The sequence below is a fragment of the Enterobacter cloacae complex sp. S3 genome, from assembly GCF_014930495.1.
Classification (GTDB): domain Bacteria; phylum Pseudomonadota; class Gammaproteobacteria; order Enterobacterales; family Enterobacteriaceae; genus Enterobacter; species Enterobacter asburiae_B.
The window spans coordinates 1-18,359 of sequence record NZ_JADBRD010000017.1 but is presented as its reverse complement, the minus strand read 5'-3'; the positions used below and the strand labels follow the sequence as shown (position 1 = coordinate 18,359).

General features: G+C 50.7%; 18 protein-coding genes and 1 pseudogene. 14 read left to right on the top strand and 5 right to left on the bottom strand.

Annotation, left to right across the window (positions count from 1 at the left end):
- Positions 1-111 precede the first annotated feature (111 nt).
- The 13 genes from IM317_RS10160 (at position 112) to IM317_RS10100 (ending at position 13,521) form a co-directional block, all read left to right on the top strand.
- Entirely contained in the window at positions 112-1,170 is a 1,059-nt protein-coding gene (locus IM317_RS10160) for an ATP-grasp domain-containing protein (RefSeq protein ID WP_001035171.1), read from the top strand.
- 9 nt (positions 1,171-1,179) lie between these two features.
- On the top strand, positions 1,180-2,322 hold the full coding sequence (locus IM317_RS10155) for a phosphoribosyltransferase domain-containing protein (RefSeq protein WP_023327712.1): 1,143 nt from the start codon (positions 1,180-1,182) through the stop codon (positions 2,320-2,322).
- Positions 2,315-3,088, top strand: a complete 774-nt coding sequence (locus IM317_RS10150) for a hypothetical protein (protein WP_001040062.1) — start codon at positions 2,315-2,317, stop codon at positions 3,086-3,088. The genes IM317_RS10155 and IM317_RS10150 overlap by 8 nt, the downstream gene beginning before the upstream one ends.
- 1 nt (position 3,089) lies before the next feature.
- A complete protein-coding gene (locus IM317_RS10145) occupies positions 3,090-4,169 on the top strand; it encodes a cysteine protease StiP family protein (protein ID WP_023327713.1) in 1,080 nt (359 codons plus the stop codon).
- Positions 4,169-5,125, top strand: a complete 957-nt coding sequence (locus IM317_RS10140; RefSeq protein ID WP_000797363.1) for an HpcH/HpaI aldolase/citrate lyase family protein — start codon at positions 4,169-4,171, stop codon at positions 5,123-5,125. Before IM317_RS10145 ends, IM317_RS10140 begins: the two co-directional genes overlap by 1 nt.
- A 10-nt stretch (positions 5,126-5,135) precedes the next feature.
- Entirely contained in the window at positions 5,136-6,344 is a 1,209-nt protein-coding gene (locus tag IM317_RS10135; RefSeq protein WP_023327714.1) for a DUF4236 domain-containing protein, read from the top strand.
- 17 nt (positions 6,345-6,361) lie between these two features.
- Positions 6,362-6,829: a tellurium resistance protein TerW gene (gene terW / locus IM317_RS10130; RefSeq protein ID WP_001176767.1), complete on the top strand. Its 468-nt coding sequence runs from the start codon at positions 6,362-6,364 to the stop codon at positions 6,827-6,829.
- 463 nt (positions 6,830-7,292) lie between these two features.
- Positions 7,293-7,931: a VWA domain-containing protein gene (locus tag IM317_RS10125; RefSeq protein WP_023327715.1), complete on the top strand. Its 639-nt coding sequence runs from the start codon at positions 7,293-7,295 to the stop codon at positions 7,929-7,931.
- Positions 7,932-7,953: 22 nt separating this feature from the next.
- Complete coding sequence (locus IM317_RS10120; RefSeq protein ID WP_000116681.1) at positions 7,954-8,595, top strand: TerD family protein; 642 nt, start codon at positions 7,954-7,956, stop codon at positions 8,593-8,595.
- Positions 8,595-9,233, top strand: a complete 639-nt coding sequence (locus tag IM317_RS10115; RefSeq protein WP_023327716.1) for a VWA domain-containing protein — start codon at positions 8,595-8,597, stop codon at positions 9,231-9,233. Before IM317_RS10120 ends, IM317_RS10115 begins: the two co-directional genes overlap by 1 nt.
- A gap of 85 nt (positions 9,234-9,318) precedes the next feature.
- Entirely contained in the window at positions 9,319-10,359 is a 1,041-nt protein-coding gene (locus IM317_RS10110) for a TerY-C metal binding domain-containing protein (RefSeq protein WP_001253653.1), read from the top strand.
- Positions 10,359-11,996: a PP2C family serine/threonine-protein phosphatase gene (locus IM317_RS10105; protein WP_023327718.1), complete on the top strand. Its 1,638-nt coding sequence runs from the start codon at positions 10,359-10,361 to the stop codon at positions 11,994-11,996. Before IM317_RS10110 ends, IM317_RS10105 begins: the two co-directional genes overlap by 1 nt.
- A 25-nt stretch (positions 11,997-12,021) precedes the next feature.
- Positions 12,022-13,521, top strand: coding sequence for a helix-hairpin-helix domain-containing protein (locus IM317_RS10100; RefSeq protein WP_032636178.1), 1,500 nt, complete (start codon positions 12,022-12,024; stop codon positions 13,519-13,521).
- Positions 13,522-13,847: 326 nt separating this feature from the next.
- Here the strand turns inward: IM317_RS10100 and IM317_RS10095 are convergent.
- A pseudogene (locus tag IM317_RS10095) lies at positions 13,848-14,038 on the bottom strand (hypothetical protein); the annotation flags it as partial.
- A gap of 263 nt (positions 14,039-14,301) precedes the next feature.
- Positions 14,302-15,453: a hypothetical protein gene (locus IM317_RS10090; RefSeq protein ID WP_023327720.1), complete on the bottom strand. Its 1,152-nt coding sequence runs from the start codon at positions 15,451-15,453 to the stop codon at positions 14,302-14,304.
- A 247-nt stretch (positions 15,454-15,700) separates the two neighbouring features.
- Here IM317_RS10090 and IM317_RS10085 point away from each other — a divergent pair, with 247 nt between their 5' ends.
- Positions 15,701-16,690, top strand: coding sequence for a tyrosine-type recombinase/integrase (locus tag IM317_RS10085; protein ID WP_023327721.1), 990 nt, complete (start codon positions 15,701-15,703; stop codon positions 16,688-16,690).
- Positions 16,691-16,901: 211 nt separating this feature from the next.
- Here the strand turns inward: IM317_RS10085 and IM317_RS10080 are convergent, their stop codons facing one another.
- From IM317_RS10080 to IM317_RS10070, 3 genes are all read right to left on the bottom strand, one after another.
- Positions 16,902-17,318, bottom strand: coding sequence for a type II toxin-antitoxin system YafO family toxin (locus tag IM317_RS10080; protein WP_023327722.1), 417 nt, complete (start codon positions 17,316-17,318; stop codon positions 16,902-16,904).
- Complete coding sequence (locus IM317_RS10075; protein WP_223195142.1) at positions 17,309-17,836, bottom strand: hypothetical protein; 528 nt, start codon at positions 17,834-17,836, stop codon at positions 17,309-17,311. The genes IM317_RS10080 and IM317_RS10075 overlap by 10 nt, the downstream gene beginning before the upstream one ends.
- A 121-nt stretch (positions 17,837-17,957) precedes the next feature.
- Positions 17,958-18,287, bottom strand: coding sequence for a hypothetical protein (locus IM317_RS10070; RefSeq protein ID WP_309233157.1), 330 nt, complete (start codon positions 18,285-18,287; stop codon positions 17,958-17,960).
- Positions 18,288-18,359 lie beyond the last annotated feature (72 nt).

Below are 18,359 nucleotides of genomic sequence, written 5' to 3'. Positions count from 1 at the left end.
CTCCATAACCACAGAAGTTATTAATCATATTATGATTGACATGTAGCTTAGACACTCATAGACTCACTTCTCAATCATAAATTTGCATGGCGTTCCGGATAATTAAAAAAAATGAACAAGAAAATTTGGTTTATGGAAGGTTTATCCTCCCAGCGAGATATTATTCAGGGGGTAAAATCATTTGCACAAAAAAATAATTTTGCCATTACCGTTTTTGCCTCCCACCGTAACGAAAGAAATGAAATCCTTTCCGTTGCCGATTATTCTTTGACTGAACCTGAAGATCCTCAAAAACGTCTCCAGTTTATTCAGGAAACCATTCAGACCTACGGCATCCACCATATTCATACTGGCCGTAACAGCCAGTGGTTTGAAGAACACCGTTCAGACATTGAATCGACCGGTGCCACACTTACTACCGGTGCAACGAGCGTCGACTGGTTAACTCTGGCTGACGAAAAAGTTACTTTTGCTCAGTTTATGGAGCAAAAGGGACTCCCGGTTGTACCATCCTGGCGGGTGAATACGCTGGCAGAATTAAAGACACACCTCGCGTCCCCGCCGTTCACTGACAGCCCGGTATGCGTGAAGCCGGTGACGGGTATCTATGGCATGGGATTCTGGCGCTTTGATGACAGTGCTTCGCCTATGGCCGTCTTTAATCATCCCGAACATCGTCTGGTCAGTCCGCAACAGTATATTGCAGCAGCATCAGCTGCTGAGTCGTTTAAACCCCTTGTTTTGATGCCGTACCTGCCAGGCCCGGAATTTTCCGTCGATATCCTCGCGGATAAGGGCGAAATACTCGCAGCCGTGGGACGCCGTAAGGAAGGGGCTATCCAGTATCTGGTAAACGAAGGTAGCGCCTGGGAACTGGCGTGTGACTGCGCCCGGGTTATGAAGGCCGACGGGCTGGTGAATGTTCAGACGCGAAACGATGTGAATGGCAACCCGGTGCTGCTTGAAACCAACATGCGTCCGTCAGGGGGGGTGGGTTATACCCTTCACAGCGGGGTGAACCTTCCTGGGTTATTTGCTGCCTTTAAGCTCGGTCTGATGTCTGAAGATATGGTGCGCCAGAGCGCTAAAAACACCTTTTCTCCGGTTGCGGTGAGATCCATTACGGATGTAATTGCATACCCGGAATCACTCTCTAACCTTTTGAATTAAGGCGTGTTTATGTCTGATAACCTCGAAGATATGATTTATCGCCGTACCCTCTCATGCGGTACGATTCAGGTAATCCGCGATCAGGGTGAAGTTTCGCTCGATGACCTGTTTGATATCGCTGAAAGACGTAACCCGAAACGCGCCTTTCTGTTTGTCAGCAAAGTACTCGGCAGGCACATTCCCGTGCTACCCTCAGTCATGCGGCAGGCCTACAGACAGCTTGCCAGCCAGTTCCCCTCAACGCTGACAGGGCCCGTACTGTTTATCGGTATGGCTGAAACCGCCGTTGGGCTTGGGGCCGGTGTGTTTGATGAAGTGCGCCACCAGCATCGTGAATCTGTATATCTGACCTCTACCCGTCACCCGGTTGATGGCACGTTGCTTTGCGAGTTCAAGGAAGAACACAGCCACGCCACTGATCATCTGATCTATCTGCCAGATGATGAAGAGAAAAGACGTCGTGTTACCAACGCGCGAACGCTGGTTTTGATTGATGACGAGGCAACCACCGGTAATACCTTTATTAACCTGCTTTCTGCCCTGCGTAATACCGGCAAGCTTCAACATATTGAACAGGTTATCGCCGTTACGCTTACCGACTGGAGTGGCAAAGCCTTGTCCGAGCGCAGCACCTTACCCGTCACTTCTGTTTCTCTTGTAAGCGGTCAGTGGGGATGGACCACATTACCAGATGCACCGGTCCCGGACATGCCGAAAGTCAACGTAACTTCACGCGGAGAATGGGACATCCAGGGGAAACAGTCATGGGGTCGACTGGGGATGCTCGCACCTGCGGCCGATCTCGGCCATGAGGTTTCCGTCCGCAAAGGGGAGCGTGTTCTGGTTCTCGGGACAGGGGAATTCGTCTGGGAGCCGTTCCTGCTTGCAGAACGGCTCGAAGCTGCCGGGGCAAAGGCATTTTACGGTTCGACCACCCGCTCCCCTATCGCCGTTGGTTATGCCATTGAGTCCGCCATTTCCTTTACGGATAACTACGGGCTGGGCATCCCCAATTTTGTCTATAACGTCGCCCACCAGCAGTTTGACCGCATTCTTGTGTGTACTGAGACACCCGCAGAAAGTATTGACGCGCAGCTTCTTAAGGCGCTGGCTGAGGTTGCGCCCGTCGTGGAGATTGTTACCTATGAATAAACCCGTTGTTCTGAGCGACCTTGACGACACGCTCTTTCAGACCCGTCGTAAAATGGTGGACGAGCTGGCCCTGGAGCCATTCCGTACCGGTGCCGTTGATCGTACCCTGAATCCACGAAGCTTTATGACGGAAGAACAGTCCATGTTAGTGGACTGGCTTCTGGAGCAGGCTGAACTCATTCCCGTTACCGCACGGGGAACTGAAGAAATCAGCCGCGTACGGATCCCTTTCCACTCCTGGGCAATCACCACGCACGGGGCCGTCATTCTCACGCCTGAAGGCAACCCCGACGAGGAGTGGAAGGCCCATATGCTCGGCCAGCTGGCTCCCTATCAGGAAAAGCTGACATCGATGCAGCGACTGATCACTGAAATGATGGACGCAAAAGGGATTAATGCCTGGGCAAGACTGAACTTCGAATACGGTGAAACGGCGGTTTATATGGTGATGAAACACCGCGACAGCACCCGCCTTGACGAGCTCAATGCCATTGCAGATGAGATAGAAACGGTGTTTCCGACCGAGGGCTTCTACATCCACCGCAACAGTAATAACGTGGCCTGGCTACCCACCCCGGTTGAGAAAGGGCTGGCCGTCAGCTGGCTGCTTGAAAAACTTCGGGCTGAACGCGGCGTTTTCCCCGTAATTGGTCTGGGCGACAGCCTGAGCGATCATCGTTTTATGAAACTGTGCAGCTGGTTTGGCATCCCGCGTCAGAGTCAGTTTGCAGATGCCATTTCACAGCGAATTTTTGGAGAAAATTAAAATGCAGCCACATGAAACATTTACCGGCTCATACCAGCCCGGTGACGTGGAATTTCTGCTAAAGCCGGTTGTCATTGAGATGACGCCGGTTGATCAAAAAGAAGAGCTGATTCAGTCCGGGAAGAAACATTATTCAGACATGCTCAGCCAGGAGCCAGCACCAACACAATGGCATCTTGATTTGTTTCACCGGGCGCTGGATCGGGGCGCAGAGAGGCTTGCAAAAGAAGTCACACAGCTCGCTATTTCTCTGGCCGAACGCTTCGGTGATGAGCCCATTGTACTGGCCAGTCTTGTCAGAGCTGGCGTACCGCTCGGCGTTATGCTGCACCAGGCCCTGCGTGACATGGGGAAAACCTCATGGCATTACGGCATCAGCATCATCCGGGATCGTGGAATTGACGGTGCAGCACTCGACGTCATTGAAGAGCGGCATGGTACCAGCGGTATTGTCTTTGTTGACGGATGGACAGGTAAAGGCGCAATTACCGGAGAGCTTGTACGCGCACTGAAAGATCGCCCGGGCTATCCTGAGCAGCCGCGACTGGTTGTCCTGGCCGATCCCTGTGGCTGTTCCTGGCTTGCAGCAAGTGATGATGACTGGCTCATTCCTTTTGGCATCATGGGTGCGCCGGTATCAGGCCTGATCTCCCGGTCAGTATGGTCCTCTGAAGGATTACATGGGTGCATGGTTTGCGAGCATCTCAGTGAATTCGAATGCAGCCGGATGCTTGTCGATGCCGTCGCTCATTTCCGTAAGAAGTTAACACCGACATCCCTCGCTCCCCTGAGCTGGAATACGGAGTCAGCCCGGATCTTATGGCAGACAAGTCGCGACGTTATCGCGTTCCTGGCCGATGAATTTAAAGTGGACAGCGTCAATCGTATTAAACCCGGTATTGCTGAAGCAACCCGGGCTGTATTGCGTCGGGTACCGGACCATATATTTGTGCGTTCTATTGACGACCCGGACGTTGCCTTGCTTGTAGGGCTTGCTCGTGAAAAGGGAATAGTTGTTACAGAAATGGGGGGAACCCTCGGCCAGTATCGGGCTGTAACCATTATCAAGAAGGTACTCTGATGAAAAATCGTCTTTCTCCCTGGAATCTGGGAGCCACGCTATACATGCCTGCAACACGGGAAGATATTGCTGATGCCGTCCTGCATGGGAAAATCCCGGGTTTGCGCTCTCTGGTAATTTGCCTTGAGGATGCTGTCAGTGAAGCAGACATCCCCATCGCCCTCAAAAATCTGGAGCACCTGCTGCACGAGCTCAGTAACAGCATGCGTAGCCTGGGTAAAAATGACTGGCCTCTGGTGTTCATTCGCCCCCGGCATGCCGACATGGGCAGATGGTTAAAAGCGCATTATGATCTTTCCGCTGTCGACGGGTTTGTGTTGCCGAAATTTACCCTCAGTTCGTTAGCTGAATGGTGGGATATCATGGGCGGGACTCACCTGTGCATGATGCCAACGCTGGAAACAGAAGACGTCTTTGACGTGGTTCAGATGCGGGAGCTGGCCACCCGTCTGGTGGAACATCCCTGCCACGACCGCATTATTGCGCTTCGAATCGGCGGCAACGATCTTATGAACGTTGTGTCGCTTCGCCGTCCCCGGGACCTGACGCTGTATGATAGCCCGATGGGCTACGTCATCAAAATGCTCGTTTCGGTCTTCGGCCCGCGTGATTTTGCCCTGACCGCGCCCGTATGTGAGCATATTGACGATCATGCCGTAATGGCCAGAGAGCTGGCTCTTGATATGGCACATGGGCTTGTTGGGAAAACGGCCATTCACCCGGGTCAGATAGAGGTCATTCAAAACGCGCTGATGGTCACTCAGGGTGAGCATTCTGACGCTCTGCGGATCCTGAACTCTACCCAGGCCGTGTTTAAGTCGCAGGGAGCAATGTGTGAACCCGCCACACATCGCCGCTGGGCGGCTGGCATTCTGGACAGAGCTCGTTTTTATGGGTTACAGAACGAGCAAAGCGCTGATGGAATCAGATTACTTACCGTGACCCAGCATCATTAAGGAAATCATAATGGGGTTCAGGTTCAGAAAGTCGATCAACATTATTCCTGGTGTTCGCCTCAACCTGAGTAACGGTGCACCGAGCCTGAGTGTCGGGCCGAGAGGTGCTTCCGTTTCTTTTGGAAGCCGGGGGACCTATGCCAATCTGGGCTTGCCCGGTACCGGGCTGAGTTACCGTACCCGGCTTGACCGGGCCGCGCGTTCCGGAGGTGGGAACCGGACGGCTACCGACCCGGGGCTCAGACAGGCGCTTGAGGAGGAAGCCGCTGATCTCATGTCAGCGGTGACCGCAATCCGTAATATTCACGAGCTGACGCCGGATCCTAAAACAGGCATCAGCTGGGCAGAGCTGGAAGCAGTATACCTGCATAACAGAACGTCGCCTTTTCAGGTTCCGGCACCGGTGCGTCCAGAAAAGCCAGACTATCTTGCATTGCCGGAAAAGCCTGCCGAGAGCGAAGGCATTAGTTTTCTGGGTAAATGGTTTGAATCGGAATCAGCTAAAGCTGAGCGCCACGCCGAAAATCTTCGCCGGTGGCAGCAGGAGCTGATTGATGTCGAGCGTGAGAATACCCTTCGACAGCACCGGTACCAGCAACAACGGACGGCCTGGGCCGAACAGTATGCAAACTGGAAGTTTGAGGCTGAAGAACATGAAAAACGGCTCGCCACGGCTCAGGCAGATGCCCGGCAGCAGTTCCGGACAGACGCCGCGTTTTTCGAATCATACCTGGCGGGTGTGCTGGCAGAAACTGAATGGCCGCGTGAAACGCTTGTTGCATTTGAAGTAAAGCCGGAGCTATCAGCAGTCCTGCTGGATGTTGATTTAGCTGAGATTGAAGATTTCCCTGATAAGATTTACGGCGTTAATGCCCGGGGCACGGAGCTGACGGAAAAAGCCATGACGCAAAAAGCCGTACGCGAAAACTATGCCCGCCACGTCCATGGCTGCTTGTTCCGCCTGGTCGGTATCGTTTTACATACGCTACCGTTCGACAACGTGATTGTGTCAGGCTTTACGCAACGGGTCAGTAAGCGGACCGGCTATCTGGAGGATGAGTATATCCTGTCCTGCAAATGCAGTCGCAGCCAGATGTCGTCAGTAAATTTTGCAGGCTTAGAACACATTGATCCGGTTGAAGCGTTAGGCGATCAACCGGTTATTCGAAAGATGAGCAGTACCTTCATTTTTCAGCCTATTGAACCACTAACCCTTTAAGCAGGCTAAATCTTACGATGCAATTAAATACCAGACAGGCCCGGATTTTTAAGCTTGCCAACTTACTGGGCACCGGCAAGCCCGTTTCCGCTGCCGACATTATAACCAGTCTGGAATGCTCAGAGCCGACATTAACCCGGGCACTCAAAGAGCTACGCGAGTCATATTCTGCGGAGATCAAATACAGCAAGGCAGGTCATTCATACCATCTCGTTAATCCGGGCCAGCTGGATAAAAAGACCCTTCGCCGGATGAATGAAGCGCTCGCACAGAATGCTGAACTGAAAACCGGTGAGTCCACAGGGAAGGTCGTACTCGATAAGGATAAAAAAACAGCCGTGTCATTATCGCTACGCATGCGGATTTTAAGAAAAATTGACCGTCTGGCTGCGCTGAGTGGCTCGACCCGAAGTGAAGCGGTAGAGAAGCTGGCTCTGCACTCCGTTGATGAACTGATAAAAGAATACAGCGCTAAAAAGTCCTGACGCTAAATCTCAGACCGGGGTGAAAACCCCGGTTTTGTCATATTTCACCTCTGTATCTGCGTGACGGAGTTTTGATCTATTCTCCTCCCGCAATGTCAGCAGCGCCTTTCTGCCTACAAAACCTGGTGTCTTGACATCCTCTTGTGCTACACATCAATCTTTGGGCGATTTACACTCCATTCATGCAGATCTGTGATGTATGATGATTTTCATACATAAGAAAGTTTATTTTTGCCGGAGTTTTTTTCAGAAATTTTATATTCCAGTACGGTCTGAATTTTTTTCTCTGATAAGAGGCCATTCACATGTCGGTAATTCAATGGTGGTTAACTTATTTCTTTAATGCCGCTTCTGAGTATTTAATCTCCACCCGACAGATGTCGTGCCGTTTTATCAAATCTACAAACTCTGGCCTCTTCCTGAAACTACTCTCCTCTTCCGATCTCTTAAGAAGGAATTACATTTGAGACGCTTACCCGTATATCTGCTACTCGACACGTCCGGCTCTATGCACGGAGAGCCTATCGAAGCGGTTAAGAATGGCGTTCAGACGCTGCTTACCACGCTGAAACAGGATCCGTATGCACTCGAAACGGCTTACGTGTCAGTGATCACCTTTGATTCTTCAGCCCGACAGGCAGTCCCCCTGACAGACCTCCTGAGTTTCCAGATACCAGCACTAACAGCCAGCGGCACCACCTCTCTTGGCGAAGCGCTTACCCTGACGGCCAGCTCCATTGCCAAAGAAGTACAGAAAACGACGGCTGACACTAAAGGTGACTGGCGTCCCCTTGTATTCCTGATGACGGATGGAAGTCCGAATGATGACTGGCGTAAAGGCCTGAATGACTTTAAAGCGGCCAGAACCGGCGTTGTTGTGGCATGTGCAGCCGGGCATGATGCCGATACCAGCGTCCTCAAAGAAATCACTGAAATCGTGGTTCAGCTCGATACAGCTGACAGTTCGACGATTAAAGCTTTCTTTAAATGGGTCAGTGCGAGCATTTCGGTAGGCAGTCAGAAAGTGGAGTCCAGCAAAAAAGAAGTGATCGGTCTTGAAGACCTGCCACCGCCGCCGCCAGAAGTAAACGTGGTCTTATAATTTTATTAATTAAGGGGATGTCATGTCTGTCAGTCTGAGCAAAGGCCAGGGCGTAAGCCTGAAAAAAAATGAATACGATCTCTCGTCCGTTACTATCGGCCTGGGTTGGGATATTAATGAGGAAAAGAAAGGTTTCCTCGGCGGGATCTTTGGTAAAAAAGAAGAAGAATACGACCTTGATGTGATCGCTTTCCTGTGTAATTCAGCCGGAAAGGTGACCGATCTCGGCAATGTGGAAAATGGTAAACCAACGCTTGTGAATGGCGATATCATCTTTTTCAACAGCCTTCGCCATAAGTCAGGAAATATCTGGCTGACGGGCGATAACCGAACCGGAGCCGGTGATGGTGACGATGAGCAAATTATTGTGCGCCTGAATTCCCTTGACGCTCAGTACGAGAAAATTGTGTTCATCGTTCAGATCTACAATGGTGAAAAGCTCCAGCAGCACTTTGGTAAAGTTCAGAATGCCTTCATCCGGGCAGTAGATGCCCGTAATATTGAAATGGCACGATTCGATCTTTCTGGCGGACCCGCCTTCGCCAGCCAGCGCTCCATGGTTTTTGCCGAGCTGATACGCGAGGCTACAGGCTGGAAACTCAGGGCAATTGGTGAGCCTTCAGAATCAGATTCGTTTGTCTCGCACCTGAGGAATTACATGTGATGCGCCGCCTGCCTGTTTACCTTGTTATCGACACATCCGGCTCGATGCGCGGTGAGTCCATCCATTCCGTTAACGTTGGAATTCAGGCGATGCTTAGCGCTCTTCGCCAGGATCCCTACGCCCTCGAAAGCGTTCATATCTCCATTATCACCTATGACAATGAGGCGCGTGAGTTCATTCCTCTCACGCCGCTGGAAGACTTCCAGTTTTCTGACATCGTTGTGCCAAGCGCAGGCGGGACGTTCACCGGTGCTGCCCTTGAATGTCTGATGCAGTGTGTTGAACGGGATGTACGTCGCTCAGATGGTGATACAAAAGGAGACTGGCGTCCTCTGGTATTCCTGATGACTGATGGAACCCCTTCTGATGCCCTGGCGTACGGTGAAGCGGTAAAAGCGATTCACGGCCGGGGATTCGGATCCATCATTGCCTGCGCCGTTGGTCCTAAAGCAGGCCATGAGCACTTAAAACAGCTCACCGATAAGGTTGTGTCTCTGGAGACGCTAGATTCAACCGCGTTTGCAGGTTTCTTTAAATGGGTATCGGCCAGCGTGTCTTCCGGCAGCACAAGCGCGGGGATCAATAACGGAACTGATACCCTTCCCCCTCCTCCACCAGAAATCCAGCTGGTGCTCTGACAGACAGAAAGGTGCTGCTTTCCGGGCAGCACCTTTCTGTACAGCAACGTTTTCTGCTGGCCGTACCAGCCGTACGAGGAAAATTATGAGACGCCTTCCCGTGTTTTTTGTCCTGGACTGTTCAGAGTCCATGATTGGTGAAAACCTGAAAAAAATGACTGATGGTCTGCAAATGATCATCGGAGATTTAAGAAAGGATCCACACGCACTTGAAACAGCCTGGGTTTCGGTAATCGCATTTGCCGGTGTAGCCCGTACGATTGTACCTCTTCACGAAATTGCCTCGTTCTACCCTCCCCGCCTTCCCGTTGGCGGCGGTACGAGCCTTGGGGCCGCATTGCGTGAGCTGACCGTACAAATTGATACCCAGGTCAGAAAAACCACTCATGAGGCTAAAGGCGACTGGAAACCCGTCGTGTATCTCCTTACCGACGGACGTCCGACTGACGACACAACCGCAGAAGTGAAGCGCTGGAAGGATCACTACGCGAGTAAAGTGAATCTCATTGCCGTTGGCCTGGGGCCGTCAGCGGACCTGAATACCCTGCGGCAACTGACAGAGAATGTCATGCTGTTCACCGAGTCTCAGGAAGGGGACTTTACCCGCTTCATCAAATGGATCACAGCCTCGGTTACGGCGCACAGCCGCAGCGTCGGAGACGACAAACAACCTGAGCTCAGCCAGACTGAATACATAGTCCGGCTGGCCAAGGACGAGCCAGTAAAAGCGTACGACGAAAACTGCGTTACGCTTACCGGCCGTTGCAGCAAGACCCGTCGTCCGTATCTGATGAAGTATGAACGGCCACCAGCAAGGATTTCCGGGCTCGATTTCAGCCTGAACCTGAACAGCTTTAATATTGCCGGATGCTATCCCATCGATGAGGACTATTTTGCATGGTCAGATGCCACCGCTACCGGTTTGCAGGTAAACACCAGCGAACTGCATGGCGTACCGGGTTGCCCTCACTGCGGTAATGCCAGTGCGTTTGCCCTGTGCTCATGCGGAAAATTGCTGTGCATTGACGGCCCGGATGACGTGATCTGCCCGTGGTGTGAAACAGGTCTGTCATTCAGCAATGATGGCGGAAACACTAACTTCGACGTAAACAGAGGGAGAGGTTGATGTCGCAAAATGTTTTACTTGAAGAGAAGATTATCCGCTTAGTGCTGTCTGAGCTGGGCCACCCTGTAGAAGGTGAGCGGCTTTTTCTTCTATCGCACGACCCTTCCCTTACTGAAGAGATTATGCGGCTTAAAGAGCGGATTGAGAGCCTTGCACAGGGTTTATCTACGCGGGTTAGCGAAGGTTATAACGACGCAGAGATCGCCCCCTCGTCAGCATCCAGCCTTTCCGATCAGCAACAAACGGTCGTAAGTGATGCTGATAACCCGGGCATTGACGCTACCGATACACCATTACTGCAACCCCTGCCAGAAAATGAACCTCATCCTCCGTTCTGGAAGCTGATGCCTTATTACGAATTTGATAAACCAGCACAGAGGGAAGACGAAAACCTGTCTTCCCTGGTATTAAAACCCGGGCAGATACCGACAGGCCAGCAGCGGGCCGGATTAGCTGTGCCACCTGCCGTTCCCCCGAGAGCTAAAATAGTTATTCCCAACGCCCGCGCAGGCGAACGTTTCTCTTCGCCGGTTGCTATAGTTCTGGATGAGGGCCAGCAGGCTACTGTCAGGGACGTTGTCTTTCCCAGGAACATTGGCCTGACCTTTGACAAAGAGCATAAGTTGCTGACAGGTACACCCACCGAAAGCGGCGATATAGAGCTTTCAGTACTCTGGTCATGCGCTTCGCACGACGAATGCGAAACAAAACAGCTTTTTATAGTCAATCCCGATCCGAGAAGCCTGTGGAAGGTGGTAGAGCCACCAGCAGACGCTTCCTACCCTAAGTCCCATCTGGACGCTGCTGGCCTGGTCAGGGGTGACATACGTATTGCTGCCGCCAGTCGCCGGGGACGATCTCATGAGCATGCCGGGAGCTTCAGAGATGACGACTTCTATATCAACCACTGCCAGGAAACAGGATGGTCTGTCATGCTGGTCGCAGACGGGGCCGGTAGTGCGGTAAATTCCCGGGAAGGCTCCCGGATTGCAGTCCAAACGGCTGGCGATTACCTTTTCAATCAGCTCAGTGGTTTGAAAGGCGTCCATCTAAAGCAGCACATCACGGCGTGGGAAGGGAGCGATCAGCAGGCAACCATAAACGCCATGCTTCATCATTTTAAACAGGCAGCTACGCTCGCGGTCAACAGTATCCAGAACGAAGCCATTTGTGCAGAACAACCTGTGAAATCCTATTCAACAACCCTACTGGCAACTGTAGCGCTACGAACTGATAACGAGCTGTTTGCGGCTGCATTCTGGCTTGGTGATGGTGCGATAGGTGCATACAGCCCTTCCGGTAAAGTCAGGATACTGGGAAATCCCGATAGCGGAGAATACGCAGGACAAACCCGCTTTCTTGACCAGAGCATTATCGCAGACCCCTCGTTTAGCGGCCGCATCAGCGTGGGTAAATGGAATGATGTATCTCACTTGATCCTCATGACAGATGGCGTATCAGACCCTCTGTTTGAGACAGATAACGGGCTTCGCAGTGACGAAAAATGGACCCGTCTCCTTGATGAGCTCATCCCTGTCCTTACAGACGCCAGTATTGCGCCTGAGAGGTTAGGCGACTGGCTTAACTTTTTCTCCACAGGGAACCACGATGACCGCACTATTGCGGTGTTGTGGTAAGGGATACGCTTCTTCGGTGATCAATATGGCAAATATTGTTACGTGCAAAACAAAGGACGGCGAAACAGTCCAGTATGTTGACGAGGTAATTGGTTCGGGCTCGATGAAGGATGTTTACTTCTCGCCTGATAAATCATACGTCGTCGCTTTTTATCATAAACCGCAGAACGAGCAGGCCCGGGATCGGATTGATATGATCACCGGACGCTACAGGCAAAACATTTTTGGCCAGTCCGGAGGTGAATACTGGAAGGACCTGTTTTGCTGGCCGACCCACGTTGTTGAGCATGGGGATAAAATCGGCATCGTGGTTCCAACCTACAAAAGCTACTTTTTCTTTAAATACGGCTCTAAAAACGATGATTTTCTTGGCATAAAAGGCCGTGAAAAGGAAGGCAAATGGTTTGCCAGCGCCAGCAACCAGAATAAATTTCTCGACCCACGTGAACGAGGCAATACGCTTACCTATCTCAAGGTCTGTCTGCTGCTAACAAGAGCCGTCAGAAGGATGCATGCGGCAGGTCTCTGTCACAGCGATCTAAGCTATAAAAACGTGCTTATCGATCCAGAAATGGGACATGCCTGCATCATTGACGTAGACGGCCTGGTTGTCCCTGGAAAGTATCCTCCCGACGTCGTGGGCACCCCGGATTTTATCGCTCCGGAAGTGGTGAAAACCAGCCATCTTTCCAAAGAGGATCCGAACCGCGTATTGCCAAGCATTTCTACTGACCGTCATGCGCTGTCGGTGCTTATCTACATGTATCTGTTCTTCCGTCATCCGCTACGTGGCGGAAAAATACATGACATGTCGGATGAAGTACGTGATGAGACCTTATCTATGGGTGAGAAGGCACTCTTCATTGAACATCCGACAGACAAAAGCAATGCAGTCAAAGTCAGTCAGCTATCCTCCTTTTCACTGCCCTGGGCTGACCCGGAGAAAATTCCTTACACCATCATGGGCCCTTATCTGACGCCTTTGTTTGAACGCGCCTTTATTGATGGCTTACACGATGCCACTAAACGCCCGACCGCCGATGAGTGGGAAAGTGCCCTGGTTAAAACAGTCGATCTGATACAGCCCTGCCAGAACAAGGCGTGTGAACAGAAATGGTACGTTTTCTCAGGTAAGACAAAGCCGGTTTGTCCCTACTGCGGTACGCCATACAAGGGTAAATTACCGATTCTAAATTTATATTCATCCCGAAAGGAAGGCAGTTATCGTCCTGACGATCACCGGTTGATGGTGTGGAGCGGGCAGTCAATCTATGCGTGGCATGTGAATCGCCTCATTGCGCCAAATGAGCGCACAACCGATGCACAAAGGAAACGAGTTGGGTATTTTGTTTTCCATAACGATCAGTGGTGGTTAGTAAATGAAGGCATAAATGGGCTTATGTCATTACCGGATAAACGACAGATTGCCATTGGTGAAAAAATTGAACTGACGAATAACGCTCAGTTTGTTCTGTCAAAGGAGGAAGGCGGCAGGCTAGTCGTCGTTCAGTTAGTAGAAAACTAACGGACGCACATAACGACTAAAACGTTCTGGCAGAATACTGAACCTGTTTAATGAATCACTATATTAAGCTGTGTCAAATTTAAGCTGCCAGAAAAACTGACTGTCTGTGCCGGATATGCGGTTCACCGCCTGCGGCAAGGGTTTAATGCGCAAAGCTCAAGTTGTTTATAAAAGTGAATGGTTTTGTGGCTCTACCCTGCCGCCCTCCTTTACGGCCTAGTGGGAGCGAAGCTGCAAAATGCGAATTTTAATAAATAGTGAAGTTTAATCCGGCAAAACAATCAGATTTATCCTCTAAAGGTTCTCAAGATGTTCCTTTTGTTTTTTTAAGCCTGTAATTCTGTGTAACTTCCAATATATGAAAGGTGATCGCTAAGGCAGTCACCGAACTCGATAATAAAACCACTAATCGCCAGTCGCCAGTTCTGGAGCGGTATACTCCATTTTTTCGACGCATCCTTGATCGGCAGAGATATAATCTTCCGTACCGGTCATCTGTCGGGAACATTTTGCGTTTATAACTTGATAAGGTACAGTGGATCCCATATATGTATATTGAGGATGTCCCTCTGAAACTCAGGAATCCGTATCATGGGTTTAAAACCAGGTCCCAAACCAATTGCCAAGTCAACAGGAAAGCCAAATCAACGTCGTCGCGATAATAAGGATACGCCCGGTAATACACCCGGATTGAAACCCAGTAAATCTACCGGGAAATGATAATGAAGGGTATAAGTTTCGTACTTATACCCTTATTAGGAACGAAGTTGCAAACTTCGGTTACTGGAGTGGAACATCCCAGCGTTTTACAGCTGTCGCTGAAACCGGTACGCAGTAAGCGGCATCTTTCTGGAGTTTAAGCCTGACATCTGTATCGAACTCAGAATCCAGCGGATTAAATTTCCAGCTTTCCCTATAGGATTTGATTATTTCTTCAGGGCAAAGAAAACTGAATTGATTGGTGGTAAATATAGAAACAGCCCGAACCGAGTAATATTCTCCTGCTTTGATTTTTTTCCTATCCCAAACTGAATTAGAAAAAAACTCCTCCGGATACTCGCTAGATTTTATAATATAGCTGTGGGTGCTGAAATCACTTATACCTGAAAGTTTAATGACGGAATGAGTAAATATAACAGGTAAAACAGTTATTTTTGTAGAAATAAATAACAGTATCATCAGAGACACTATCAAGGAAGTGCTAATTTTTTTGGGGAGTTTATCCTTGGCATCCATTCTGAGGTAAACGAGGCCAGGCAAAATTGTCATAAAAAAAACCATATAAGACATGAACGCCATTCCGGCCACGATCCTGAAACTTACTTTTTCAGTTGAAGCAGAAATATTCCTGAATACTATTTCCAGTGGAAACACCTGAAGATGCGCCAGCAGTGCTATACAGAGCGGGATGGCCACATAAATCTGGCATCGCCGCATCCATCTCACCTTCGTATTTTTAATTGATAAGTCGTGTTCTAGATATTTTCGGTTTATCAGGCAGGAAATAATTATGGTCAGTACACCGATACTTAGCAAAGACAGCCAGCCTGAATTATTTTTTACGGCTTGGCTGAAATCGAAAGCATAGTAAAATACATAGATAAACGCCATCGGGAACAGTCCTGACAGCATCAGTATCGATAAAAAGTTATTCTGAATTTTATTGTATGTAGGAAGATTATTGATGTCCTGAGGAATGATAATCGGCATGAATATAGAGATTATAAAAAAGATAAATAACAGAATCGCTAATGAGAATACGGCTGCGCAGCAGACCAGAGCGAATAGACTCTTGATGCTCAACACCTCAAAGAAAACATCGAGTCTGTCAAGACGACTGAAATATCCCCAGAGCACAGTCAGCGCGATCCCAGATATGATACCAGACGGAGTTAATACCGAAATTAACAGCGTCTTCCATTTCTGATTCATTGTTAACCTTCCCTCTTTATTATGGTGGTTAAGCTAAATTAGCAGCGTTACATCGTACAGGCACCTACCCGAATCTGACCGTCAACAGCTGTTTGTGTGGCAATGTACGAAGAATTGTTTTTTATCTTCTACTAATTAAAATGTACCTTTGAAAAAGTAGACTTTCTGCGATACGCTCTGGCGGTATCATTTCCCCCGATTTTTCACGCAGCGCGCCGGACGGTTTCCGGCCCTGACGGAGCCCTGGATGACACAGATGCCTGATGATGATCCTGACCTGTCCATGTCGCCGGCGGTCATACCACCTGATGGGGATTTCCTGCCGGCGCTGACAGGCGGCGAGGGTCCGGTCAGTCCCGCCCGGGCGTACCTGCTTTCCCTGAATTCCCCCCGCAGCCGGCAGACCATGGCCTCGTTCCTTAGCATCGTCGCGGACATGCTCGGTTCAGCTTCCATGGATGCCTGCAGCTGGGGCAGCCTGCGGCGTCATCACGTGATGGCTGTGACCGAGCTGCTGCGCGATAGCGGGCGGGCCACGGCCACCGTCAACACCTACCTTTCGGCACTCAAGGGCGTGGCGAAGGAAGCCTGGATGCTCAGGCTGATGGACGTGGAAAGCTTCCAGCACATCCGGGCGGTGCGCAACCTGCGCGGCAGCCGTCTCCCCCGCGGCCGGGCCCTGCTGCCGGAGGAGATCCTAGCGCTGTTCAGTACCTGCGAGGATGATGGCTCCAGTATCGGCCTCCGGGATGCGGCGATGCTGGGTGTCATTCTTGGCTGCGGCCTGCGCCGGTCGGAGGCCGTGGGGCTGGATTTGAGTGACGTTGTCACCACTGAGCGAGCACTCAGGGTGCTGGGTAAGGGGAACAAGGAACGGCTGGCCTATATGCCGGCGGGCACCTGGCAGCGGCTAAAGCTGTGGATCGATGAAGTGCGCGGAGAAAAAGACGGGCCGCTGTTTACCCGTATCCGTCGCTTTGACACCCTGACGAATGACCGTCTCACCGACCAGGCAGTGTACCATGTCCTGCAGGTGCGCCAGCGCCAGGCAGGAATAGCGAAATGCGCCCCGCACGATTTAAGGCGTACTTTTGCCACGGCCATGCTGGATAATGGGGAAGACCTGATTACGGTGAAGGATGCGATGGGTCATGCCAGCGTCACCACCACCCAGCAGTACGATCGCCGCGGCGAGGCGCGCCTGCGAACGGCGCGCGACCGTCTGGATCTGATATGAACTTAACAACACGTTAAGATAACAAGTTAACAAGATAGTAGGTGTGGATGCTCGCATGCTTGCAATTTTCTGAAATGGTGTCACATTGGAACTTCCGTTAAAGTAGGTCTGCCGGCTATCCCGTTTCCCCTTCTGAACCGGGGTGGTTTGGATATGCGGGATGGCCGGTCCTTTTCGTTCTTTTGCCGGGTACCATATGTGATTTTTAGGGTTATGAAGCGTGAAAATCTTCTGCAACTTCAGAAAAGTAGCTGAGTAACCGTGTATCTCTCGCGGGCATACGTTCATGAGCCGGTGTTATCAGCCCCATCAGCAGAAAGCGGCCGCTATCCCACATGTGTTCTGTGTAAATGAGATAGTGATCTGAGGTACGGTTGTAATTCTCTTGTCTGGCACTCCAGGTGAGCTGGAAATGCAGATTAACGTGAATATGCTGGACGTTAGCATCGACAGCGAATGGCGGGTAATCAAAAGGGGCGTCCCTTCCAAGAAGATTTGACGGTGCGCCAGTTGATTTATACGTAATGAACTCTGCTTGTAACTGGCTCTCCAGCTCAGGGTAAACGGCAAACGTGGGCTGGAAAAAAGTATCCCACGTGACATGACTGTACTCAGCTGTTAACGCCATTTAGCCGCTGCCCTGTTGCCTGAATCCAGCAGGTGATTCATGGCCGAGAGGTTGATTCCAGAGTCACGCACTTCTGTCGTTCGTGTGATTTGATCAATAAGACTGAGGTAGTTTTTAGTCGCAAGACTGACCATTTTAATGGCCTTAAAGAATGCAAACTCAACAGAATTCCTGTCATACGACTGAACGATTTTTTTTTCCGGCAGCATCAGAACAAAGGACTCTGCGATACCTGCGACATGGATAGTATGATTTCTGATGTCGCTGGCGACTTTGATAGCGCCGGCGAAATCGCTGTCTGCATACCGTGCCAGCTCGATGCGACTTGAGCGTAATTCTTCAGCTACGTCATTGAGAGCAACAGTGAGCTCGCTGATATCGGTTTTGTTGACTCTGGAGCCCATTTCGTAAACCCGTTCAACAATCGTAGGCTGACACGCAACCGCTTTGGGTTGCGGCTGGAAACTGGCAAGAACCAGTGCCACTGCGGCCTGCAAGTGCTGGATTTTAAATTTCACGACGGGCTCCATAATCATCATCTCTCGACGAGGCGCTGCATTTTACTACTGAACTTAACTATATGCTAAAAAAAGTTGGTTGCATATGTGGCTGGCACAGCAAACAGGAAATTGAAATCTTCTATCTGGCCGTGGCTTTCCGGATTGCTACCTGAAGCCTGTCAGCGGTTACGGCTTCCGGGAAAACCGTGATGGTGTCGGGAGTCGCCCCGCTAACGGGCATGACGATGATCCCCGGCGTTCCGGTGAGTCCCAGCGCCTCCGACAGATTGCTGTTTTTCTCAAGAGACGCGGTATGGTCGCCAGGAGCTGAGGTGGCCAGCCCCGCCTTTGACGCTGCAACGCGAATATCCTCCACCGTCAGTTTGCCTTCATTATGCCCGGTGGCGTAGATGGCATTGTGATAGGTGACATAGGCCTGCTGACCTGCCCCCACGATTAGATACAACACTCAGTTAGTAACGTCGGAATCTTCATTCTCAGAATGACCCTTTCTCCAGCCCGCTGCAAATTCAGACGGTCT